Origin of the sequence: Bordetella tumbae (assembly GCF_965139195.1) — a bacterium.
GTDB lineage: Bacteria > Pseudomonadota > Gammaproteobacteria > Burkholderiales > Burkholderiaceae_B > Bordetella_A > Bordetella_A tumbae.
The window spans coordinates 97,440-117,787 of sequence record NZ_CBCSJH010000016.1; the positions used below are offsets into that span (position 1 = coordinate 97,440).

The following is a 20,348-nucleotide window of genomic DNA, read 5'->3' on the forward strand; positions in this document are numbered from 1 at the left end:
TGGGACGGTGCTCAGCGCCGCTTGTACTCAAACACCCAGTGCGTGATCAGGCCGGCCACCAGCCCCCAAAAGGCTGAGCCGATTCCCCAGGCACTGAATCCCGACGCCGTGGCCAACAGCGTGATCAGCGCTGCCTCGCGACGCGACGGATTCGCCATGGCGTTGGCCATGCCGCCCAGAATCGCACCCAGCAAGGCCAGGCCCGCTAGTGCAGCGATCAAGGCTGCGGGCAGCGCCTGAAAGAACACCGCCACCGCGCCGGCAACCACGCTCAGCAAGATATAAAACACCCCATACGCAACGCCGGCAATATAACGGCGCGAGGAGTCGGGATGGGTTTCAGGGCCCGTACAAATCGCCGCGGTGATCGCCGCCAAGGTCACTCCGTGTGACCCGAACGGCGCAGCCAACAGGCTCAGAAAACCCGTGGCGCCCACCAGCCGGGAGGCCCCGGGCCGATAACCGGACGCCTGCAAAATCGCCAGGCCCGGCAGATTCTGCGAAGCCAATGCCACCACAAACAGCGGAATCCCCAGGCTGATAGCGATCTGCCAGCTAAAGGCCGGCGTCGTCCAGACGAACTGCGTCAACTGCCAGTCCACATTACCGAGCTGCAACTGACCTGCCGCCGCCGCAACCGCCAACCCCACCACCATGACAGCCATGATCGCGTAGCGAGGCATCCAGCGTTTACTCAGCAAATAGGCTGCACACATCGCCAGAATCAGCGCCGGTTGCTTGCTCAGATGCGTAAAAATCCCCAGGCCAAAATTCAGCAGTACGCCCGCCAGCATCGCACTGGCGATTTCGGCCGGCACGCGCCGCATGATGGGATCGATCCAGCCAAACAAACCGCACGCCAGCGTCAACGCCGATGCCAGCACAAAGGCCCCGACAGCCTGATCAAACGGCACACCAACCAGCGCGGTGACCAACAACGCCGCACCCGGCGTGGACCAGGCCAACACAATAGGCATGCGGCTGCGCAGGCTCATCACCAGCCCGCCGATCCCAACAGCCAGGCAAATTGAGGCCAGCCAGGAACCGATATGCACAGCATCCAGCCCCGCACTATGTCCGGCCTGCACAATCAACACCGCCGTGCCGCCAAAACCTACCAGGACAGCCACAAAGCCAGCCACAATGGCCGAGAGGGAAAAGTCTCGCGCAGGGGGATTGCGCGGCGTCACAGAGACAGTGGCGTCGGAGGCGTTCACGCGGCGGATTTTGTCAGGCGATAGTATTTGGCCATCAGGGCTTCCTGCCCCTCGTGCCATTGAGGATGCAATTCAATGCATTCGACCGGGCACACGACCTTGCACTGCGGTTCGTCGTGATGCCCCACGCATTCCGTGCAACGATCCGGGTCGATGACGTAATAATCCTCGCCCATCGAGATGGCCTCGTTGGGGCATTGCGGCTCGCAGACGTCGCAATTAATGCATTCTTCGGTGATCGTTAAAGCCATGACAGAGGGCGAATCGGCGCGGATGTGCAGAACACAACCATTGTACGCCCGCCGTGCGCAGGGCCGCGAATGACGCGCTTGCTCTGCCTCAGCAGTGCAAGCGCGGCGGACAGGACATCCGTTGGCTGCGAATCATCGTGTGCGTAGACAGATCGATTGCCAGATCAGGCCGCAGTGCGTAAACCAGCCCGCATCAGGCGGTCGGCGCGCCACCGGCTGCCGGCCAGGACTGCTCGCGGTGTTCCTTGGCCTTGGCTTGCAGCCAGCGCTCGACCGACGGGAACACGAACTTGCTGACATCACCGCCCAGTTGAGCGATTTCACGCACAATCGTGCCCGAAATGAACTGATACTGGTCCGACGGCGTCATGAACATCGTTTCGACTTCGGGCAGCAGGTGGCGGTTCATCCCGGCCATCTGGAACTCGTACTCGAAATCAGACACCGCCCGCAGGCCGCGCACGATCACACGGCCATTTTGCTCGCGCACAAAGTCCTTGAGCAGCCCGGCGAAGCTGCGGACCTCGACATTGGGATAATGTCCCAGAACTTCCTGGGCGATTTCTACACGTTCCTCGACGCTGAAGAACGGTTTCTTGTTGCGGCTGTGAGCGATGCCCACGACGACTTTGTCGAACAGGGCAGCGGCGCGGCGCACCAAATCCTCGTGGCCGCGGGTTAGCGGGTCAAACGTGCCGGGGTAGACAGCGGTAATCATGGGGGCTCCGTATCCTCGTAACTTGCGTAAACCTTCCTCCGAACTGCGGATTATTGACCTATTTCCGCATTGCAGCAAATTGCATGAGTCCGTAGTGGACCGCCCCCGCCCGATCCTGACGTAACACCTCGAACTCGTCAGGGGGGGCAAGCGCAGCCTCGGACTCTATGTAAATCAAGCCATCTTCGGCCAAAATGCCGGGTAATAATGGCCATAAACGGGGCAACCAGTCCTGATTGAACGGCGGATCCAACAAAATCAGATCGAACCGTGACGCGTCCATGCGCTGGACAACTTGCAGTGCCTCGCCCGCGTGAATGCGCACTGCGTCCGCCTTGAGCTTGTCGCGCAATGCCCGCAGTGCAGCAATAGCGGTACGGTCATTTTCGACCATTTGCACCTGCGTGGCGCCGCGCGATGCCGCCTCGAATCCCAGGGCGCCGCTGCCCGCGAACAAATCCAGCACCCGTTTGCCAGTGTAGTTTCCATCCCACAAATGGGTCAGCCAATTGAACAGCGTTTCCCGCACGCGATCAGGCGTCGGGCGCAGGCCAGGCACATCGGGCACGGCGATAGGCGTGCGCCGGTATTGTCCGGCAACGATACGGATGGGCTTATTGCCCGTATTGGATTTTTTCAAGAAAGCGAACCTCCAGCGCGAATATAGCAGCCGGGTAGGGGAGTCAGGCTGCTGCACTGCGGGGAACCGAATATACTTTCACCCATGTTCCGTTTCTTCAAGAAAAAATCTCCGCCGCCTGCCGCGCCGGTGCAGCCTGATGCTGCGCCCCCCGCAGACGAGCCGCGCCTGGCCGACGAGCCCGCGCCCCAGCAGGCCCCGGCCGAGCCTCCTGCTGTCCCTTCCTTGCCCGTTGCACGCGCCAACGAGGCCACCAGAGATCAAACGCCTGAACCCAGCGGCCATGCCGCAGGCGATACGCCGTCTGCGGCGCCTGCACCGGCCGAGCGCCCGCACAGCGAGCCTGCGCCTGCGCCGACGGCCCCAGCGGGCAGATCCTCGATGGCTGGTGCGCTCGCGGGCAGCTCGGTGACGCACAGGCCTGTTGCTGCGCCTGAAACCAGCTCACCTGCTACGTCCTCCGCTGCCCCGGCTGGCGCGCCCGCATCCGCGCCGCCAGCAGCGCCGGTCGCGACGACATCGCCGCAGTCGCCAGAGGCCGCACCGGCTGGCACTCCTACATCTGTACCGCCAGCATCGCCCGTAGCGACAGTGCCGCCGCAATCGCCCGCGGCTGCGCCGGTTAATGCATCAGCCTCCGCGCGGCCAGCGGCGCCCGTAGCGACCACATCGCCGGAATCGCCAGAGGCGGCACCGTCTAGCGCCCCCGCGCCCTCAGCGCCCTCCGTATCGGCAGCACCGGTGCAAGCGCCTGCTTCGTTCAACACGCCCGCGTCTGCACCGGCAACACCGGCACAAACGCCAGCGTCTACATCGGCTACCTCTGCGGCTTCTGCGCCCGCGGCGTCGCCCGTAGCGACAACGCCGCCGCAAGCGCCTGCCGCCGCCGCGCCCAGCGCTCCCGTACCTGCCCCATCCACTCCGCCTGCTGCGCCGCCCGCCGAGCCCCCTGCCAAGAAAACTTCCTGGCTAGGCCGCCTCAAACAGGGCCTGGCGCGCACCGGGCAAAGCCTGGGCGGCTTGTTCGTCGGCGTCAAAGTCGACGAAAACCTGTTCGAGGAACTCGAGTCCGCGCTGATCATGGCCGATGCGGGCCTGGAGGCCACCGAAAAACTCCTGACCGCACTGCGTGCCCGCGTACGTAAAGAACGCATCGAAGACCCGGCGCAAGTCAAAACCGCATTGCGCGCCTTGCTGGCCGACCATCTGCGGCCGCTGGAGCGCACCTTCGACCTGCAAAAGGCCAAACCGCTCGTCGTCATGATCGCCGGCGTCAACGGCGCAGGTAAAACCACCTCCATCGGCAAACTGGCCCATACCTTCCAGCGCCAAGGCGCGAGCGTCCTGCTGGCCGCAGGCGATACCTTCCGCGCCGCTGCGCGCGAACAATTGATCGAATGGGGCAGCCGCAATAACGTCAGCGTCATTGCCCAAGAGGGTGGCGACCCCGCCGCCGTCGCATTCGACGCCGTCAACGCCGGCCGTGCACGCAACACTGGCGTGGTCATGGTCGATACCGCTGGCCGCTTGCCCACCCAGCTGCACCTGATGGAAGAGCTGAAAAAAATCCGCCGCGTCATTGGCAAAGCCGACAGCGCCGCCCCTCACGAAGTCCTGCTCGTGGTCGACGGCAACACCGGCCAAAACGTCCTGGCGCAGATCCGCGCCTTTGACGCCGCCATCAACCTGACGGGTCTGGTCGTCACCAAACTCGACGGCACCGCCAAGGGCGGCACGCTTGCCGCTGTCGCCGCAGGCAGCAACGGCGTGCGTCCCATCCCCGTTTACTGGATCGGCGTAGGCGAGGGCATGGAAGACCTGCAGCCTTTCGTCGCTGACGAGTTCGCAGGCGCGTTGTTGGCCGATTAAACGCCAGCATTGCGTCCGCATCATCCAATGACACAGGGCCGCCGGTCTGCATCGACCGAGCGGCCCTGAAATTTTGAGGCGATGCGGCCATCCAGCCAAAATCGCTTGCTAGATCTTCAAATGAACAAACCCTCCGTTTTACGGGAGGGTTTGTCAGCGATCAGTCGCCGGCTGATCATCCGGCGCCTTTCACCTCACTTCCAAAACGGCTTACTCGCCGCCAACTGATCGAACGCCGCTTGCGCCTCGACAGTCAGCTTTTCCAATCGCGCACTGATCCACCCCAACGCAAACCACGCCTGCGGATGCGTGCCAACGCAGGCCTGGTAATAATCTTTCGCCATCGCCAGGTCATTGATCTCGCCCAACAGATCCTGCACCTGCGCCAACTGCTTGCGATAACTGCGCAGCCGCACTTGCGGCAGCAGCGATTCCGCGAACGCCAGACCATAGCGCAGGCGCTTGCCGCGTTTGCGCAGATCATGGCGTGCCGGAATATCCAGCGCCGCAAAGTTCTTGCCTTGCTCGGCCACCTTGGTGTGCCAACGATGCAAGCGCTTGGTCAGCAGCTTGCGCAACGTAGGCGGTTCGTTGTTCGACGTCATCGGAATGATGAGGGTAGGCGTCGCGCCCGCAGCGGGGGCCGTGCCGTCCAGGCTGAAACTCGGCTCGGGCGCCGTGTCAGAGGGCTCGGCCATGACAGGCAGGGCAGCCGGCTCCGGCGGCTGCACATCCAGACTCCATTCCAGCGTATCCAACAACCAGCCTTGAAAAGCCTTGCCCGACGCAATGCTTTGCGAATCCACATCTGGCGGCGGCACATCAAAACTGATGGCCGGCATCCCGGCGCGTTGCAACAGCGGCGTGACCGTTTCGTTCAACACATCCTGATCGCGGTTTTGCCCGAACGCGGCAAACAGCGTACGCACGCCTTCCAACACGGGGGCGGGCGGCGGCGCAATCCAGCCGTCGAACAAACGCCAGGCCGAGCGCAAACGGCGCATGCCTACCCGCAACTGATGCACGTGTTCCGAGTTGCCGGCAGGATAGATACCCAACGTATCCACCTCTGCCAACACAGCGGCATTGCGAGCAACCTGATCCAGACATTCCCCGGCGATGCGCCCCATCGCCTGAGGCGGTGTCAGGTTGTCATCCAACGCCGCCGGGGCAGCGCCGCACGGCGCCCAAAAGCGCGCAATCGCCTTGCTGCGGCGCTCTTGTAATGTCTCGGCATCGCCCGTGGCATCCTGTTCCGCCAACTCACGCGCCAGGCCGGCGAGCGCATCACCGCGTTCCGACTTGCTGCGCGCATCCAGCACCAGACCATGACGCTGCTGCCAACGCCGCGCTACCGAAAAAATCGCGGCAGGGCGGCCAGACACCAGCTCAAACTCCAGCTCCGAAATCGGCAGCTCCAGCGATCCCGCGCGCAGCACGCCGGTGTCGTAGGCCAACTCGATCGTGCCGTGACGGCTGCGGACCTTGCGCAGCTGGCGCTGCACATCGGTCTCGTAGCGCAGACCCAATTCACCCTTCAACGAGGACAGCGGGCCTTCAAACTCAGTGCCCGCGTAGACTGACAAATCCAGCACCGGACCCGGCCGAGGGTGATTGACCTCGACCCGCGTGATGGCATCCGCACCAGGCATTTTGAGCGTCTGTACCCAATCACGGCCCTCTTGGCGCAGCCGCAGCGCAATACGCGCGCGGGCCAGCTCCCGAGTCGGGGTATCAAAATACAGGGCATGCAGCCGAATGCGCGTGGCATCGCCTTGGCGGACCTCTTGTAAAACTGCCCGGCGCGCAGCGGCGGGGACGTGCAACTTCAATTCTTGTTCTGACATGGTCCGCGATCAGTACTGGGGGAACCGGGCATGTTACCCAATACGACCTAAAATTTGATGACATGTCATAAATAATTCATCAATCAACGCAGCCGGTGCGTTTCATCACGCGCAATGCAGTTGTTTGCTGCGCCAGTCATCCGTACAGTTGCCCATCCCGCCCGTACGAGGCGGCAGGCAATCACGCTCGAGGGGCTAACCGAAAGTGACGTCGAACGCTGAACATCAGGCTGCGGGAGTCGGCCCCGTCCTACGCGCGCTGCGCATTCTGGACGCGTTTTCCTCCGAAGACTGCTATTTGTCCTTGGCCGAAATCAGTGCGCGATGTGCAATGCACAAAACCACCGTCCTGCGTCTGGCGCGCACCCTGGGCAGTGCGCAATACCTGGTCGGCCGCAAAGACGGCGCATGGCGGCTAGGGCCTGCTGCCGGATGGCTGGGCAACCGTTATCAAGCATCCTTTGACCAAGCATTCCATATCGAACCAGTGCTCAATGAGCTGGCTCGCAAAACCGGCGAGAGCGCCGTGTTCTACGCCCACGAGGGCGACAGCCGCATCTGTCTATATCGCATAGACGGGCCGCACGTCGCCCGCGACCACATACGCGTCGGGCAGCGCTTGCCCCTCGCACAAGGCAGCGCCGGCAAAGTCATCCTCGCAGGCCTGGGCGCAGAGGGGCCCGAATACGACCAGATCCGGCGAAATCATTACAGCATCACGCAGGGCGATCGCGACGCCGACGCCATCAGCCTGTCGGTCCCCATCTATGGATCGGGATGGAGCGTGACGGGATCCATCAGCATCATTGCGCACGTCAGCCGCACCACCCGCGAGCAGATCAAAGCCCATGCAGGCCACATGATCCACCTGGGCAATCAGCTGTCCGTAGCACTCGGCGGCAAACAAGTGGTGCGAAAATTGACCGCATGAGGCCTCGCTCGTGCGCGAGGCTCAACATCTATTGAGGAATGCCCTTTATCGTCGTGCGATGCATATAGCGAATCCCGAACGCCTTGTAATTAGGCACCGCGTAATGCATGACACTGCGGTTATCCCACATCAACAGGTCCCCCAACTGCCATACATGCCGATAGACATTATCCGGTTTGGTCGAGTGCGCAAACAGATAGTCCAAAATCGCTTTGCTCTCGTCGCGAGGCAGACCAATGATGTGCGACGTAAAACCCGGATTGACGAACAGCAGTTTCCTGCCTGTCTCCGGATGCGTTTTGATGACAGGATGCACCGCGTTTTTTGATTGCGCCTGGTCGAGCTTGCCCACATATTCCTTGGCATAGCTCGTTTGCAGTACCGCGCTCAATAGCGTGTGCTGTGCCTCCAGCCCCTCCAGCATTTTCTTCATCGGCTCGGACAGCGTCTCATAGGCCTGGTACATATTGGCGAAAATCGTATCGCCGCCCGTGCTCGGTAGCTCTCGCGCATAGAGCAACGAGCCCGTAGGCGGCTCCGGTTGCCAAGACGCATCGGAATGCCAATACGTACCCGCATCCTCTCGCCCCACGGGCCTGCCATCGGCGAGCTTTTTATTCGTAACCTGAAAAATCTGCGGATAGCCTTCCAGATAGTAGCCGGCGAGCGCTGGATTATTCACCGGCCCCTGATCGTAGACATTGCCAAAATGCCGGCTGAAATCGATATGCTGATCAGGCGTGATGTCCTGCTTGCGCAAAAACAAAACACCGCCCGCATCCAGCCATCCTTTACGCAACTGCGCGACATCCGCTGCGGATAGTGGCTGGCTAATATCGACGTCCCGCGCTTCGAATGCAAAATTCGGCGTGGCCATATGAAAAGTAATGCTCAAGATCGGCTCCTCATGCAAACGTGATCGTGGCATTGCACGGTGTGCAGTATCTCTACCGCGCACACCATCGTTTGCATCAAGCCAACTGCCGCAGCAGCCGGCTTGATATGTCGATTCATGCAATGACAGATGCGATGCTACGAGTCAGACAGAGCACCTACAACGCCGTTTCGTGAGACGAAATTTGCGCTGAATAATAATTTTTCTCGCGCTACAGAATCCGCTTGCATGCCTGCGTAAGAAGACCTCCGCTGTTGGCAACCCTTCTGCGCATTCCAGGTTCTCTAGGTTAGTCGTTAACTGCGAACTCGGAGTCTGTCCGAATTTTTCCAGTCATGTGGAATTCAGAGAATCGGTGATTTTTATTGAGATAGATTCACCGTCGCTCACTTAGCACTAAAAAGGAAGAAGCAGATGCGTTGCGATTCATCGACGGCAACAGCTACGGCCAATGCAACCTCGCACTAATTTGGTAAGGTCACAATGAACTTGGAAATAGGACAAAACTCGTCCGAAGACGCTCCAGAGTATCTAGTTCTGAACTGGCGTTATGAGATATATAGCGCATTTGTTAAGGCTAAGAAGCACGCAACATATGTTCTGGATCGACACGCGTTATATGCGGAATTTGAGTCCGCGGTCCGTGAGTGCCAACGGCTCGGCGTCAGTCACATCGTTGTAGAAAATCTAGATAATGTTGGCACGATCTATGCGTTGGTGTCGCTTTTGCTGGAAAACAGAGGCTCCTATAGAGCCGTTTTCAGCTGTGATGAGAAAACTCAATATGCAGCTGCGATCATCAGCCAGGAAGTCTTTTGCGATTATGGGGCTGCCAAGCGCGCTTTGTACACAAAAGATAAGCGCTGGATGAAAAATCTGTTGCGGGATACGGTTCGCATGGCAGACCACTTTTCCGTCGCGACCCACGCATCGCATGGCCGAATAGATTCTCTGCCAAAGGGGTTCGACTTCCCAATAGTGATCAAGCCAGTAAATCGATATGGAAGCTCCGAAACCTATTTGGTCGAAGACATTGAAGCGCTTAATAAGCGACTTAAAGAGTTCAAAAATGATCTAGCTGAGTTCATCTGCGAAGAATTCATATCTGGCCCTGAGTACAACGTCGATGTGGTTTGGAAAAACGGAGATCCGCTCTATTTTTTTGTGGGCGAGTATATCGTTCCGCGGCTATACGGATATGAAAACAGGATTTCAAAAATCACTACCTATCTGCCTCGCGATAAGCATAGCCCTATCTATGATCGTTTCTATGAGGAAATGAGAGCAATAGGTCGAAAGCTGGATATTAGGGACGGCGTTACGCACGCGGAATTCTTTATTAATTCAGATGAAACCGTGTTAGGCGAAATTGCAACTCGCCATGCTGGTGGCGGGATGAGTTATTGCATCCAGGCTGTGCTCGGAGAGGGCTTAATCGAGCTAGGTTTGCGCACAAGGCTAGACTACCTAGAGGGAGCTCCGGCACAAAAGGCAATTCTTGGGGACTATATTGGCTTCATAGATCTGCGACCTCATAAATCTGGGGTAGTGGTCGCGGTTATCTCAGAAGACGAACTGGCCGTTGTCCCTGGGGTTATTAGGCTAGTTTACCGGGTGCGGATGAATCATCACATTGAGGCTTTTGGGCGAGACAGTTGGTGTGTTCTCGCAATTGTGAGTGCTCCGACAAAGGATCTTCTACACGCGAGGATGCAAGAACTTCAAGCTCGATTTTGGTGCAGATTTAAAGATGACTCGATTAATCCTGCCCATATTGGTCTTCAAATGAAGGAGTTTGGATGATTCTCACTGGCAGAAAAATCTGTGAAGAAGTAGAGAAAGGATCAATCGTATTATCCGATTTTGACGAGGCAAGAGTTAATCCGAATAGTTACAACTATCGCCTCGGAAGTGAAATAAAGGTTTTTGATAGCTTTGGAGAGGATGGAGAGTATAGATTTCTAGCCGAAACCATTCCCGAGTCGGGGGTAAGGCTTTTGCCGGGCCGCATGTATTTAGGAGTGACGCAGGAAATTATTGGGTCTGACATTTATGCCATGTCACTGATCGGCCGTAGCTCTATGGGACGTTATGGCTTGTTTCTTCAGGTGTCGGCAAATCTGGGTCATACAACCTCTTGTCATCGATGGACGCTCGAGCTCTACGCTTGTCAGCCTATAACTTTATATCCTGGTATGGATATAGGGCAGGTTTCGTTTTGGCGCAATGATGGCCCGATTCATTGTTACGGAAAAACGTATGCGAAATTCAATGACCCAGTGGAGCGCCTCTGATGATCCTGACTGGGAAGAAAATCGATGCTGAGGTGAGGAGCGGCCGAATCACGATATCTCCGTTTTATGCAGAACGTCTCACTACAAATTCATATGACCTGAAATTAGGCGCAAAGTACCTGGTTTATAAGGACAATCTAATTGATCCGAAACGCGAAGCAGACTACGACTTACTAACTATTCCACCGGAAGGTCTTAAGCTGTCACCAGGAGACTTCGTGTTGGGCGAATCTGCTGAAATCATTGGCAGTGATCATTACGTCCCCCTAATCCATGCGAAATCTGGAACAGCAAGGTGTGGGTTATTTGTTCACGTTACGTCCGACCTTATAGACATTGGTTCGAAGGGTAAGACGACATTCCAGTTATACGCCACGCTTCCCGTAATCGTCTATCCCGGCATGCTAATCGCTCAAGTTAGTTTTTGGATTCCAGAAGGGGAAATAGTACTGTACGAGGGCAAGTATCAAAATTCGCAAGGCCCTCAGCCTTCGAAGACATACCTTGATTTCAAGTGAAATCGGAGAAAAAAGTGTATTTGACGGGGACTGTAATTGCATGTCGAAAAGCACCTGACACAGGGTTAATTATAGAACTAATGGTCAATGGCGGTGTACAGGTTATAGCGTATGAAGGCAGTGAGAGACGGAAGGTTCAAAGCGGGGATTATGTAATTGCCACTGATTTTGGGCACTCATCAAGCAATGGTGCTGCGAGTTGCAAATCACTGAAAACAATCTTTCGAGATTTTGACTCAAAAAATAGAAAAGCAAAAAACTCAACGAATAACTATCGAAACATAAATAAGTTAGAAGCCTTAAGAATTCGCGGCCTAACCATTCAACATTTTCAAAATACACTGGGAACGCAAGGATATCTCCCAGTATCCTCCCCGGCGATCGTAAGTCGCTGGCCCGACGGTAACACAGTACCGTTTCCTATCGACTACTACGGTACGGATGCACGGCTGAGCATAAGCAATATGATTTATCACCAAATCATGGTCATGCATGGCTTTGGAAAAATATATGAAGTGGGAAAATCATTCAGAAATGAAACGCCAAGTCATCCAAATAGATTGGCCGAGTACACGACCTTCGATATATCTCGTGATACTCCTGTACTAGAAACCGTAGAGAAAACGTTCGAAGCCCTAATTCACTCGTTATGTTTGTATTTGGAAAAGCAGGATTTTAAGAATTTATGCCCACCATCCAGATTCCAGTTTGATCGAATAACGTATCGAGAACTATTGAGTCGGTGCGGGCTAGAGAGTATGCCTGGAGCACAATTGCCGCCGCCGGTCCGCGAATATATCGCCAAGAACTTTGAAAGCTATTTATGGGTAACGAATTTCCCTGAATACAGTCGTCCATTCTATGCGCGATCCCGAAACGGTTTTTGCGACGACAGCCAGTTATGGTACCGCGGGAAGGTTTATATAGCAGCTGGCACCGTCGTGGAGGACGACGTGGAATCCTATGTTCCAAAAATGATTGCAAGAAATCACAGGGTCGAAAATTTTGAAGATTATTTAGTGCACGTCAAAAATGGCGTCCCACCTATCAGCCAAATGGCAGTTGGCATAGAGCGCATGCTGGCCACATGGTTTGACGGCATGGACGCCGCGGATTTCTGCTGGTTCCCCCGTTACGGAAAGAACATTTCACTGTAGTTAATAGAGTTGGACAGAAGTATGTCTATATACGAAAATCGCCGTGGATTTTTTTCTGAGGTGGCAAAGCGCATAGGTAGGCATCCAGGAAGTTTGATCGTGCTTACTCATTGTCTGCCAGATCGGCCTGAGCTTTTAGACGCATTGAACGAAATCTGCAACATATCACTTGTTATCGTGGTGCCGTACTCGATCAATCCCACCACGTACGGTTCTATTTCCAGAAAGTATCGTGTAGTCGCTCCAACAATGGAGCAATTGACTACCGCAAACTTTTTGACTGAGCTGATAAGGCCATTCGTTAACCGTCTCGCGACATATATATTAGAGATTGGTGGTTATTTCGCCCGAGAACTCCGTGCTCTTCATGAGGAGTTTGGCAGTTCGATCGTGGGAATCGTAGAGGACACAGAGAATGGTCATCGACGCTATGAAGCGATGATCTCTCTACCTTACCCGGTGGTCTCTGTTGCTAGAAGTCCGCTAAAGCTTGCCGAAGACGCGCTGGTAGGCCCCTCTTGTGTCTTCAGTATCGAGCGCATTCTTCGGAGTCGCGGCACTTTGTTGCAGGGCCGGCGAGTCTTAGTCCTCGGATATGGGAAAGTGGGGAAAGGGACTGCTAAAGCGTTACATGCGAAAGGATGCCATGTTCTCGTTTATGACGTCAGCAGTGTGGCCTCAGTTTTGGCGATGGCGGAGGGGTTTGTTGTTCCAGATAGAAGGGCCGCGCTCGCAACGGCAGACATAGTTTTCGGTTGTTCAGGATTCCGCTCGATCGATATCGCAGACGTTGGTTTTCTACAGGACGGTGTTTTTCTGGCGAGTTGCAGCTCTAAAGTCATTGAATTTCCTGTAGCTGATTTGGCTAAGACTGCTGATAGTCACATTGAGACAGGCAATGTGCATAGCTATGAGGTGGCTGGCCGCACATTGAACCTAGTCGCCGACGGTGCGCCAGTCAATTATCTAGATGACGCAGTAATTGGACCGGTTCTTGCCTTGGTCCAAGCTGAAATGATGTTTGCACTGGAACTGATCATAAATGAAGGAAAAATGCTGGGCTCGAATTTGATCAACGGAGTCGCCGACGGTACGCGCGAAGTGGTCGCCACATTGTGGAGCCGTTGTTTTCGTAATCCTTCGTCTGGAGCGTATGTGTTGTGAGAGTTTTTGATGATATATCGCTCGAATCGGCACGTCGTTCTGTGCATTCTTATCTGTCGCGCGAGCCTATTGAGCGGGCTCGAATTAATGATTGGTGCAAGCGCTTCGCTTCTTTGACGATTGATACTTTGCTGGGTGAGAGGGACACTGTTTTTTGCGTCAGTCCCATGATCGTCGATGCGTCAAACAGCATTGCAATGATCTCAGGATATAGCGAACTGGCAGATCACCGTGGATCGATGCATCCCGTCCATGCTGCTCTTATGACGTTGGGAGCCACTTCCAACATTTCTTACGCGTCGATCCTGAATGTGGGCGTTCGAGCTATTGACGTCAATGTGGAGGTTGGGTGGGTAGATGAAAAATTACGATTTCGAGTTCAACTTGCTTACCCTGTGTGTCTCTCAACAAATAGAGTTATGGATCTAGTGCATCTTGGTGATCCACGATCAGAGTATTTTTACTTTGACAGAGTGCCTCTTTCTCCACGTGCCGAACGCATAAGAATTGCGTTAGATACGGGGAGTATTTGGCAAGGAGAGACGTCGGAGCCTGAGGTATGCAATGTCCCCGTTCAGACGACATGCATGGCATAGATGCGTCGTCTATTGAGTTCCCACTGTCTACTGTATTTGGCGAGATCCTTTATTAGCGCCGTTCTCGTCGTCTACCTCGTAGACCAGGGAATTTCGCTATCAACAATATCATGGGCCAAAGCAACCCAATTGCTTGTGAGCATAGCGTTTAACGTTGTTGGCGGGAAAATCTCCGATCGATTTGGGAGTAGATCGTGTGCTCTCCTGTCATGTTCCTCATCAATCCTATATTTTTTTTTGATGATCGATCCCACGGAGGTCAAGGTCATCATAGGCGAGGCATTGAACGGGCTCGCAATTGCCCTTTATAAGGGAGCTTACGAAGCCTGGTCATTCAAGCTCAAAGCTACAAAAGAGCCCGTAGTTTTTATCCTGTTTCGCAGCAACGAAACCATGTTTGTGGCGATGATGGTCGCGGGAGTGCTAGGCGCTTTCTTTGCCTCGCAAGCTCTTGTTATTAGCATTTCGGTATCGTTGTTAGCCTGCTTCATGTTTGCACTTACGCCGGAGCCACGCGAGAGGTCCGTCCACATAGTTGCATCGACGCGACTACATGTCTCAGCGTCACTGCGGCGATTTGACGTGTACCTATACGTTTTTGCCGCAGGCTTGACGCAGCTCATATATCAATATTGGCCAATTTACCTGATGCAAGCAAGCGGTCACACTTTGAGCCAACAGGAGATCGGCTGGGCATTTGGAGGGTGTATGTGTGCGCAAGCCTTGGTTACTCGATATGTGAGGCAACAAAATTATGTTGGAAAAGAGGCCTTAACTAAGTTCGCAATCGGGTTGCTTCTACTCGCATGTGGCTGTGTTGCAGTGGTGCCTGTTCTATTAGTAGGAAAGGAGGCCGCGGTGGCGTCCTATATTTTCTTTGCTACCGCTGCAGGTCTTTATCTTGGTTTAATCTTTGGAAAAGTTTGTGCGCATTTCAACAGTACAGGACAAGCGGCTCAGCTTATAAGTTGGGTCGACGCAATGGGCCGGAGTGCAGGCGCCGCTTTCTTGGCGCTGCTGGGGGCTTTTGACCAGGAAAGTATAGGCATGGTATGGGCGCTTTTGTTTGGAATCGCCGCATTGGGACATTTATGGCTGCGCTTCGTGCGCGTTGGCAGGGGCCAACAGAGTGCCGAAGGCGGTGATGATCAAGAAAGGAACACATATGGCAGGAGTCTCACTGATGCATAGGACTTCCAGCGTTGGGGCATTTCTTCAATCATGCCCATGAAAAAATCCCTAGGCCTGCTGTCCTCTTGGCGCCCCAAGTTGATTACGCTGGTTTCCAATAACGATGAAGGTGATCGTGCGCATGATCTCAATCATTTGGAGCGAGTTTGGGGAAATGCTTTACAGATCCTGTCATCGGCTCCTGGCGCAAATCATCTCGTTGTGATGGCTGCGTGCTATCTACACGACATTGTAAATTTGCCAAAATCTCATCCCAATCGAAAAAATGCATCATGTCTTTCGGCTGCGAGAGCCAAAGTAGAGCTGGCCATGGCCGGTTTCCCGGCGGAACACCTTGATGCGGTCGCTCATGCAATTGAAGCCCATAGCTTTTCCGCAGGCATATCACCTGAAACTTATGAGGCAGAAATTGTTCAAGATGCCGATAGGCTAGATGCCTTAGGTGCCGTCGGATTAGCTCGAATGTTTCATGTGGGAGGGCAGTTGGGCAGGTGCCTCGCACATGGTGCAGATCCTCTTGGAAAAGACCGATCTCTTGATGATATGCGCTACACGCTCGATCACATTGAAAATAAGCTGCTACGACTACCGGGCACGATGAAAACTCCTCAAGCCCGACGGCTGGCGCAGGGCAGGGCAGAGGTGCTCATTCGATTTCGTGATCAGTTTGTTGCGGAATGGATGGGCATGTAGATCCATTCTAGGATGTTGTTCAAATCATGGGCGGCTACGGTCAGAATTGGTGGCGCTAACTGGATTGATATGACGAAATTTTCACGTTAGCTGCGCAGCTAATCATACGTAAATAGCAAATTTGGAATACCTGCTTGGTACATCCTCTTGCGCATCGAAAGCGGCACCCTTCGCTCGCAAAGTAGAACTTCGCGAGCGAAGGGTTTTCATGGACACGTAGGCGCATGCGATCGCGCTACAAAATCCGTTTCCGTGCCTGCGTAATAATGACCTCCGCGACAATCACCACCGCGAAAATCGCCGCCAGTACCAACGCCACACGGTCCCACTGGAACAGATTCAACGCCGTATCGAGCGCCATCCCGATCCCGCCTGCGCCGACCAAACCGAGCACAGCCGATTCGCGCACATTGATATCCCAACGCAGCAACACAATCGACCAAAATGCCGGCCGGATCTGCGGCCAATAGCCGTACCACAGCACAGCGCTCGAGCTCGCGCCAGTCGCCGTCAACGCCTCCACCGGACCCCGTTGGGCTTCCTCGATTGCCTCGCCCACCAGCTTGCCTACAAACCCGATAGACCGAAACGCAATCGCCAACGTACCCGCCAATGCTCCAGGCCCAAAGATCGCGATAAAAAGCAGCGCCCACACCAGCGAGTTCACCGAACGGCTCGACACCAGAATCAACCGCGCCAACTGATTGATCAGCCGATTCGGCGTCAGATTATTCGCCGCCAGCAAACCCACCGGCACCGCCAATATCACCGACAGAATCGTGCCCAGCGTGGCAATGTGCAGCGTCTCCATCAACGCGGCATGGACACCGTCTGGGTAATACGCCCAATCAATAGGCCACATCCGGCTCAGCAAATCCCCCATCTGCTCCGGTGCGTCATACAGAAACTCGGGGATGACCTCGACACTGCGCAGCGCCTGCACAATCGCCGCCACCACCACCAGATACAACGCAAAGCGCAGCAGCCGCTGCCCCATCGTGTATCGTTGCCACGTGCGCGGGTATCCCGTTGCCGTCAAACTCGTCGCGGAGGTATTCATGCGTCCTCCTGCTGATTCAACGGCTTTCTACCGAGCCCACGCGCCGCACTGAATCGGCGCTGCAAAATCGTATCGAATCCCAAATTATCCAAGAACACCGCACGCACAAACCGCGCCAGCACCTCGCCCAACATAATGATCACAATCAACGTAATCAAAATCGCCGCGACAAAGTCATAATCAAACCGTTGGAACGCCGAGAACAATGTCCCACCGATCCCGCCTGCGCCCACGATCCCGACCATCGTCGAATTACGCAAATTCGAATCGAACTGATACGTCGCAAAACCAATAAACCGCGCAAACACCTGCGGCAACACGCCAAACAAAATCACATTGGCAAACGACGCGCCTGTCGCGCGCACCGCCTCGACCTGCTTGAGTGAGATCTCCTCGATAGACTCGGTAAAGAGCTTTCCAATAAACCCCACCGACGCCACCGCCAACGCCAAAATCCCCGCCAGCGCCCCAAAGCCGACAGCCTTGACGAACAAGATCGCCACAATCACCGGATGCAGCGAACGGCACAACGCCACGATGGCCCGAGCAGGCCACGACGCCCATGACGGCATCAAATTACGCGCACCCAACAACCCGATCGGCAGCGCGATGATGATCCCCAACACCGACGCCAACACCGCGATTTCCAGGCTTTCCGCGAGCCCCTGCCACAGCGTGTCAGGCTGTTGAATATGCGGAGGAAACATCCGCCCCAACAACGTCGCCGCATGGCCCAAGCCATTGTGAAAACGTTCCAGACTGAAATCCAGCTGGCCCGCCGCATACAGCGCATACAAAAAAATCAGCAGTGCGCTGAGCTTCGCCTGCCAAGACATCGCAAACGGACGGCGCTTTACTCCAGCCACGACTCGCCTCCGTAGATCGTCTTCAGCGTCGCGGTATCCAGACCCTGGCCATCACCGTCATACACCACATGGCCGCCCGACATCCCCACGATACGGTTCGCATAACGCCGCGCCAACTCGACATCGTGAATATTCACCAGCACAGGGATGCCGCTGGCATTCCCTTGTTCGGCCAACAGCTCCATGATCTCGACCGAGGTCTTTGGATCCAACGACGACGTCGGCTCATCGGCCAACAGCAACTGCGGCCGCTGCATCAACGCCCGCGCAATCCCCACACGCTGCCGCTGTCCACCCGACAAGGCATCCGCACGCTGATCACCAAAACCACCCAGCCCCACGATATCCAGCAGCTGATACGCGCGCTCAATATCATCCGCCTCGAAACGGCGCATCCAGGCCTTTAGCGCACTGCTATAGCCCAGACGCCCCGTCAGCAGGTTTTCCATCACCGTCAGGCGTTCAACCAGGTTGTATTCCTGGAACACCATGCCAATCCGGCGCCGCGCCTGACGCAGCGCCGTGCCACGAATGCTGGCGAGATTGACCGTGCCCGCTTCGGTCTGCAACACGATCTCGCCGCGCGTCGGATCGATCAGCCGATTGATACAACGCAACAGCGTGCTCTTGCCCGTCCCCGACGGCCCGATGATGGCCGTCAGGCCCTGACCCTGCACATGCAGGTCTATCCCTTTCAGGACGGGTTGGCCGGCCCGGTACTCTTTCACCAGGCCGGTAATGCGTAAAGACGTCGACATACTTACTGTTTGCCTTTGCTCTTGGCGGCTTCTTTATCGTAGGCAGCGCGGTTAAAGCTCTCGCCACCGGCCTCCGCGACCTGGCGCACGATGGCCCAGTCTTTCTGATACGTGACCGGATAGAAACGATCCGCGTCGTCGAATGCCTTTTTCATTTCATCGGGGAACCGATAGTCGTAGAAGCACTTCAGCATCTTGTCGCGGAACTTCGGTTCCAAGTCATGCGCGTACGAAAATGACGAGGTCGGGAATTTCTCGCTGGTGTAGATGATGCGGAAGTCTTCTTCCTTGACCTGGCCACGTTGCGCCATGCGATGGAACACATCCGACGCGACGGCGGCGGCATCATAGTCGCCCGAGTTCACGCCCATCACCGATTGATCATGTTTGCCCGAGAAGATGACCTTGTAGTCCTTGTCCGGCGTCAGGCCTTCCTTGGGGAACAAAGCGACAGGCGCCATGTGGCCCGAGTTCGACGACGGCGAGGTGTGGGCGAGTTTCTTGCCCTTTAGATCCGACAGCTTTTGATAGGGGCTGTCTTTCTTGACGATGACGATCAGGTTGTAGCCCTGGAAACCATCGGCGTAGCCCTTGACGGCAAACGGCACTGCGCCAGCGATGTTCACGGCGAATGCAGTCGGGCCAGTCGAAAAACCGCCTACGTGCAGACGTCCCGAGCGCATGGCTTCGATCTCGGCGGCGTTGCTTTGCACTTGATAGAACACCACGCGTTTGCCCGTGCACTCGGCCAGGTAGTCGGTGAACGGCTTGAAGATATTCGCGTAGACCGCGGGGTCCTCGACCGGGGTGTAGGTGAACACCAGCGTGGACGGGGTCTTTTGTTTGGAAGCATCCGTGGGCGTGTCCGCGACGAGATCTTTATTCGCGTCGCAATACATCTGGTCCAGGTCGCCGCGGTTCGAGCAGTTGTCGGCGTCAGCCGCGTAGGCGGCGTGAGTGCCAAAGATCAAGGCCGCCGCGGCAGCCGTACGCAACAGGCGCAGAGCGTGCATGGTGATGTCTCCTGTGTATGTGTCTTGAAATATTGCTGTAGTGAGACATTCAAACACAAAAAAACGAACCTGATCAGCCGGGAAATCACCTACGTTTATTTGCGAAAATTGTTCGGGTGTTTTCGTTTTGTTCGGTTTTTGTTGTTTTGGGAGGTTGGTTGGAATTACTCGGGCCACCAACTCAAATTGAGGTTCAGGGTAACTCCCTATTCGAATTTGAAATATTTAGATTCATTATTGGAAAAAAATTACAGTTGACGCAGCGCGCTTTGGGAGGAGCTATGGCCAAGAACGCCCCAGTTGGAGACAACTCTCGTCGCGGTGCCGTGCGCGATCGTTCACAAGTCCACAATCCGAAGACGGATTCCTGGACTAAACGTGATGCAGCTACTGGCCGCTTTATGGATCAGAAGGCTGATGGTAAGCCGTTCAAAGGGGTCCGTAAGGAAGGCAAGGGGTAAGCCTAGCTTGATCACAGTTCGTTCATCCGCTCCGGCTTCCCCTTGTCATGCGATATAAGTCGTCGAATGGCCTTGTTTGGTTATGCATCTTGTTGTTCGTAGCGATGCTTGGTTAGCGTCCGGGCAACCCATCTTGATACGTTAGGGCGTATCGATGAGCATAAGTCTCCATTTATATAGGTGGAGCAATGCACTCTTCAGACCCTCTT

Annotated in this window: 21 protein-coding genes; 10 read left to right on the forward strand and 11 right to left on the reverse strand. The window is 55.5% G+C overall.

Features of this window, described 5'->3' with window-relative positions; all coding sequences use genetic code 11:
• Positions 1-11 precede the first annotated feature (11 nt).
• The 5 genes from ACNA0J_RS17280 to ACNA0J_RS17300 all read right to left on the reverse strand — a co-directional run bounded on the left by ACNA0J_RS17280 (position 12) and on the right by ACNA0J_RS17300 (position 3,593).
• A complete protein-coding gene (locus ACNA0J_RS17280; RefSeq protein ID WP_415820088.1) occupies positions 12-1,217 on the reverse strand; it encodes a benzoate/H(+) symporter BenE family transporter in 1,206 nt (401 codons plus the stop codon).
• Positions 1,214-1,468: a YfhL family 4Fe-4S dicluster ferredoxin gene (locus ACNA0J_RS17285; protein WP_094823017.1), complete on the reverse strand. Its 255-nt coding sequence runs from the start codon at positions 1,466-1,468 to the stop codon at positions 1,214-1,216. Before ACNA0J_RS17285 ends, ACNA0J_RS17280 begins: the two co-directional genes overlap by 4 nt.
• A gap of 193 nt (positions 1,469-1,661) precedes the next feature.
• Positions 1,662-2,186 (reverse strand): pantetheine-phosphate adenylyltransferase, encoded by a 525-nt coding sequence (gene coaD / locus ACNA0J_RS17290; protein WP_415820089.1) that lies wholly within the window; start codon positions 2,184-2,186, stop codon positions 1,662-1,664.
• A gap of 58 nt (positions 2,187-2,244) precedes the next feature.
• A complete protein-coding gene (rsmD, locus tag ACNA0J_RS17295; RefSeq protein ID WP_415820090.1) occupies positions 2,245-2,826 on the reverse strand; it encodes a 16S rRNA (guanine(966)-N(2))-methyltransferase RsmD in 582 nt (193 codons plus the stop codon).
• 260 nt (positions 2,827-3,086) lie between these two features.
• Positions 3,087-3,593 carry a hypothetical protein gene (locus ACNA0J_RS17300; protein ID WP_415820091.1) on the reverse strand — a complete coding sequence of 169 codons (507 nt, stop codon included), beginning with the start codon at positions 3,591-3,593 and terminating at the stop codon, positions 3,087-3,089.
• Here ACNA0J_RS17300 and ftsY point away from each other — a divergent pair.
• Positions 3,568-4,695, forward strand: a complete 1,128-nt coding sequence (gene ftsY, locus ACNA0J_RS17305) for a signal recognition particle-docking protein FtsY (protein ID WP_415820092.1) — start codon at positions 3,568-3,570, stop codon at positions 4,693-4,695. The two genes, ACNA0J_RS17300 and ftsY, sit on opposite strands and share 26 nt — an antisense overlap.
• 194 nt (positions 4,696-4,889) lie before the next feature.
• Here ftsY and ACNA0J_RS17310 read toward each other — a convergent pair whose 3' ends face one another.
• Positions 4,890-6,542, reverse strand: coding sequence for a CYTH and CHAD domain-containing protein (locus tag ACNA0J_RS17310; protein ID WP_415820093.1), 1,653 nt, complete (start codon positions 6,540-6,542; stop codon positions 4,890-4,892).
• Between the two features lie 205 nt (positions 6,543-6,747).
• Here ACNA0J_RS17310 and ACNA0J_RS17315 point away from each other — a divergent pair, with 205 nt between their 5' ends.
• Positions 6,748-7,473: an IclR family transcriptional regulator gene (locus ACNA0J_RS17315; RefSeq protein WP_415820094.1), complete on the forward strand. Its 726-nt coding sequence runs from the start codon at positions 6,748-6,750 to the stop codon at positions 7,471-7,473.
• Between the two features lie 28 nt (positions 7,474-7,501).
• Here ACNA0J_RS17315 and ACNA0J_RS17320 read toward each other — a convergent pair whose 3' ends face one another.
• Positions 7,502-8,368 carry a TauD/TfdA dioxygenase family protein gene (locus ACNA0J_RS17320; protein WP_415820095.1) on the reverse strand — a complete coding sequence of 289 codons (867 nt, stop codon included), beginning with the start codon at positions 8,366-8,368 and terminating at the stop codon, positions 7,502-7,504.
• A 483-nt stretch (positions 8,369-8,851) separates the two neighbouring features.
• Here ACNA0J_RS17320 and ACNA0J_RS17325 point away from each other — a divergent pair, with 483 nt between their 5' ends.
• The 7 genes from ACNA0J_RS17325 to ACNA0J_RS17355 all read left to right on the forward strand — a co-directional run bounded on the left by ACNA0J_RS17325 (position 8,852) and on the right by ACNA0J_RS17355 (position 15,981).
• The gene (locus ACNA0J_RS17325; protein WP_415820096.1) at positions 8,852-10,171 is read left to right on the forward strand and encodes an ATP-grasp domain-containing protein; all 1,320 of its coding nucleotides are present in this window, start codon (positions 8,852-8,854) and stop codon (positions 10,169-10,171) included.
• Complete coding sequence (locus ACNA0J_RS17330) at positions 10,168-10,662, forward strand: dCTP deaminase (protein WP_415820097.1); 495 nt, start codon at positions 10,168-10,170, stop codon at positions 10,660-10,662. Before ACNA0J_RS17325 ends, ACNA0J_RS17330 begins: the two co-directional genes overlap by 4 nt.
• Entirely contained in the window at positions 10,662-11,180 is a 519-nt protein-coding gene (dcd, locus tag ACNA0J_RS17335) for a dCTP deaminase (RefSeq protein WP_415820098.1), read from the forward strand. Before ACNA0J_RS17330 ends, dcd begins: the two co-directional genes overlap by 1 nt.
• The gene (locus ACNA0J_RS17340) at positions 11,177-12,337 is read left to right on the forward strand and encodes an amino acid--tRNA ligase-related protein (RefSeq protein WP_415820099.1); all 1,161 of its coding nucleotides are present in this window, start codon (positions 11,177-11,179) and stop codon (positions 12,335-12,337) included. The genes dcd and ACNA0J_RS17340 overlap by 4 nt, the downstream gene beginning before the upstream one ends.
• 21 nt (positions 12,338-12,358) lie before the next feature.
• Positions 12,359-13,501 (forward strand): NAD(P)-dependent oxidoreductase, encoded by a 1,143-nt coding sequence (locus ACNA0J_RS17345; RefSeq protein WP_415820100.1) that lies wholly within the window; start codon positions 12,359-12,361, stop codon positions 13,499-13,501.
• Between the two features lie 596 nt (positions 13,502-14,097).
• A complete protein-coding gene (locus tag ACNA0J_RS17350; protein WP_415820101.1) occupies positions 14,098-15,288 on the forward strand; it encodes an MFS transporter in 1,191 nt (396 codons plus the stop codon).
• Positions 15,289-15,324: 36 nt separating this feature from the next.
• Entirely contained in the window at positions 15,325-15,981 is a 657-nt protein-coding gene (locus tag ACNA0J_RS17355; protein WP_415820102.1) for an HD domain-containing protein, read from the forward strand.
• A gap of 235 nt (positions 15,982-16,216) precedes the next feature.
• On the opposite strand, the gene phnE (ACNA0J_RS17360) is transcribed toward ACNA0J_RS17355, so the two are convergent.
• The 4 genes from phnE (ACNA0J_RS17360) to phnD are packed head-to-tail and all read right to left on the reverse strand — an operon-like array spanning position 16,217 to position 19,678.
• Positions 16,217-17,041: a phosphonate ABC transporter, permease protein PhnE gene (gene phnE, locus ACNA0J_RS17360; protein WP_415820103.1), complete on the reverse strand. Its 825-nt coding sequence runs from the start codon at positions 17,039-17,041 to the stop codon at positions 16,217-16,219.
• On the reverse strand, positions 17,038-17,877 hold the full coding sequence (phnE, locus tag ACNA0J_RS17365; RefSeq protein ID WP_415820111.1) for a phosphonate ABC transporter, permease protein PhnE: 840 nt from the start codon (positions 17,875-17,877) through the stop codon (positions 17,038-17,040). Before phnE (ACNA0J_RS17365) ends, phnE (ACNA0J_RS17360) begins: the two co-directional genes overlap by 4 nt.
• A 17-nt stretch (positions 17,878-17,894) precedes the next feature.
• Complete coding sequence (phnC, locus tag ACNA0J_RS17370) at positions 17,895-18,665, reverse strand: phosphonate ABC transporter ATP-binding protein (RefSeq protein WP_415820104.1); 771 nt, start codon at positions 18,663-18,665, stop codon at positions 17,895-17,897.
• A 2-nt stretch (positions 18,666-18,667) separates the two neighbouring features.
• The gene (gene phnD / locus ACNA0J_RS17375) at positions 18,668-19,678 is read right to left on the reverse strand and encodes a phosphate/phosphite/phosphonate ABC transporter substrate-binding protein (protein ID WP_415820105.1); all 1,011 of its coding nucleotides are present in this window, start codon (positions 19,676-19,678) and stop codon (positions 18,668-18,670) included.
• Between the two features lie 158 nt (positions 19,679-19,836).
• Here phnD and ACNA0J_RS29700 point away from each other — a divergent pair, with 158 nt between their 5' ends.
• Positions 19,837-20,139, forward strand: coding sequence for a hypothetical protein (locus ACNA0J_RS29700; protein WP_460490355.1), 303 nt, complete (start codon positions 19,837-19,839; stop codon positions 20,137-20,139).
• The last annotated feature ends 209 nt before the right edge of the window (positions 20,140-20,348 follow it).

Excerpts from the sequence above, each read along its gene's own strand:
- ACNA0J_RS17285 (WP_094823017.1), bottom strand. The coding sequence starts at position 1,468 with ATGGCTTTAACGATCACCGAAGAATGCATTAATTGCGACGTCTGCGAG.
- coaD (WP_415820089.1), bottom strand. The coding sequence starts at position 2,186 with ATGATTACCGCTGTCTACCCCGGCACGTTTGACCCGCTAACCCGCGGC.
- ACNA0J_RS17310 (WP_415820093.1), bottom strand. The coding sequence starts at position 6,542 with ATGTCAGAACAAGAATTGAAGTTGCACGTCCCCGCCGCTGCGCGCCGG.
- ACNA0J_RS17325 (WP_415820096.1), top strand. The coding sequence starts at position 8,852 with ATGAACTTGGAAATAGGACAAAACTCGTCCGAAGACGCTCCAGAGTAT.
- ACNA0J_RS17330 (WP_415820097.1), top strand. The coding sequence starts at position 10,168 with ATGATTCTCACTGGCAGAAAAATCTGTGAAGAAGTAGAGAAAGGATCA.
- dcd (WP_415820098.1), top strand. The coding sequence starts at position 10,662 with ATGATCCTGACTGGGAAGAAAATCGATGCTGAGGTGAGGAGCGGCCGA.
- ACNA0J_RS17345 (WP_415820100.1), top strand. The coding sequence starts at position 12,359 with ATGTCTATATACGAAAATCGCCGTGGATTTTTTTCTGAGGTGGCAAAG.
- ACNA0J_RS17350 (WP_415820101.1), top strand. The coding sequence starts at position 14,098 with ATGCGTCGTCTATTGAGTTCCCACTGTCTACTGTATTTGGCGAGATCC.
- ACNA0J_RS17355 (WP_415820102.1), top strand. The coding sequence starts at position 15,325 with ATGAAAAAATCCCTAGGCCTGCTGTCCTCTTGGCGCCCCAAGTTGATT.
- phnE (WP_415820103.1), bottom strand. The coding sequence starts at position 17,041 with ATGAATACCTCCGCGACGAGTTTGACGGCAACGGGATACCCGCGCACG.
- phnE (WP_415820111.1), bottom strand. The coding sequence starts at position 17,877 with ATGTCTTGGCAGGCGAAGCTCAGCGCACTGCTGATTTTTTTGTATGCG.
- phnC (WP_415820104.1), bottom strand. The coding sequence starts at position 18,665 with ATGTCGACGTCTTTACGCATTACCGGCCTGGTGAAAGAGTACCGGGCC.
- phnD (WP_415820105.1), bottom strand. The coding sequence starts at position 19,678 with ATGCACGCTCTGCGCCTGTTGCGTACGGCTGCCGCGGCGGCCTTGATC.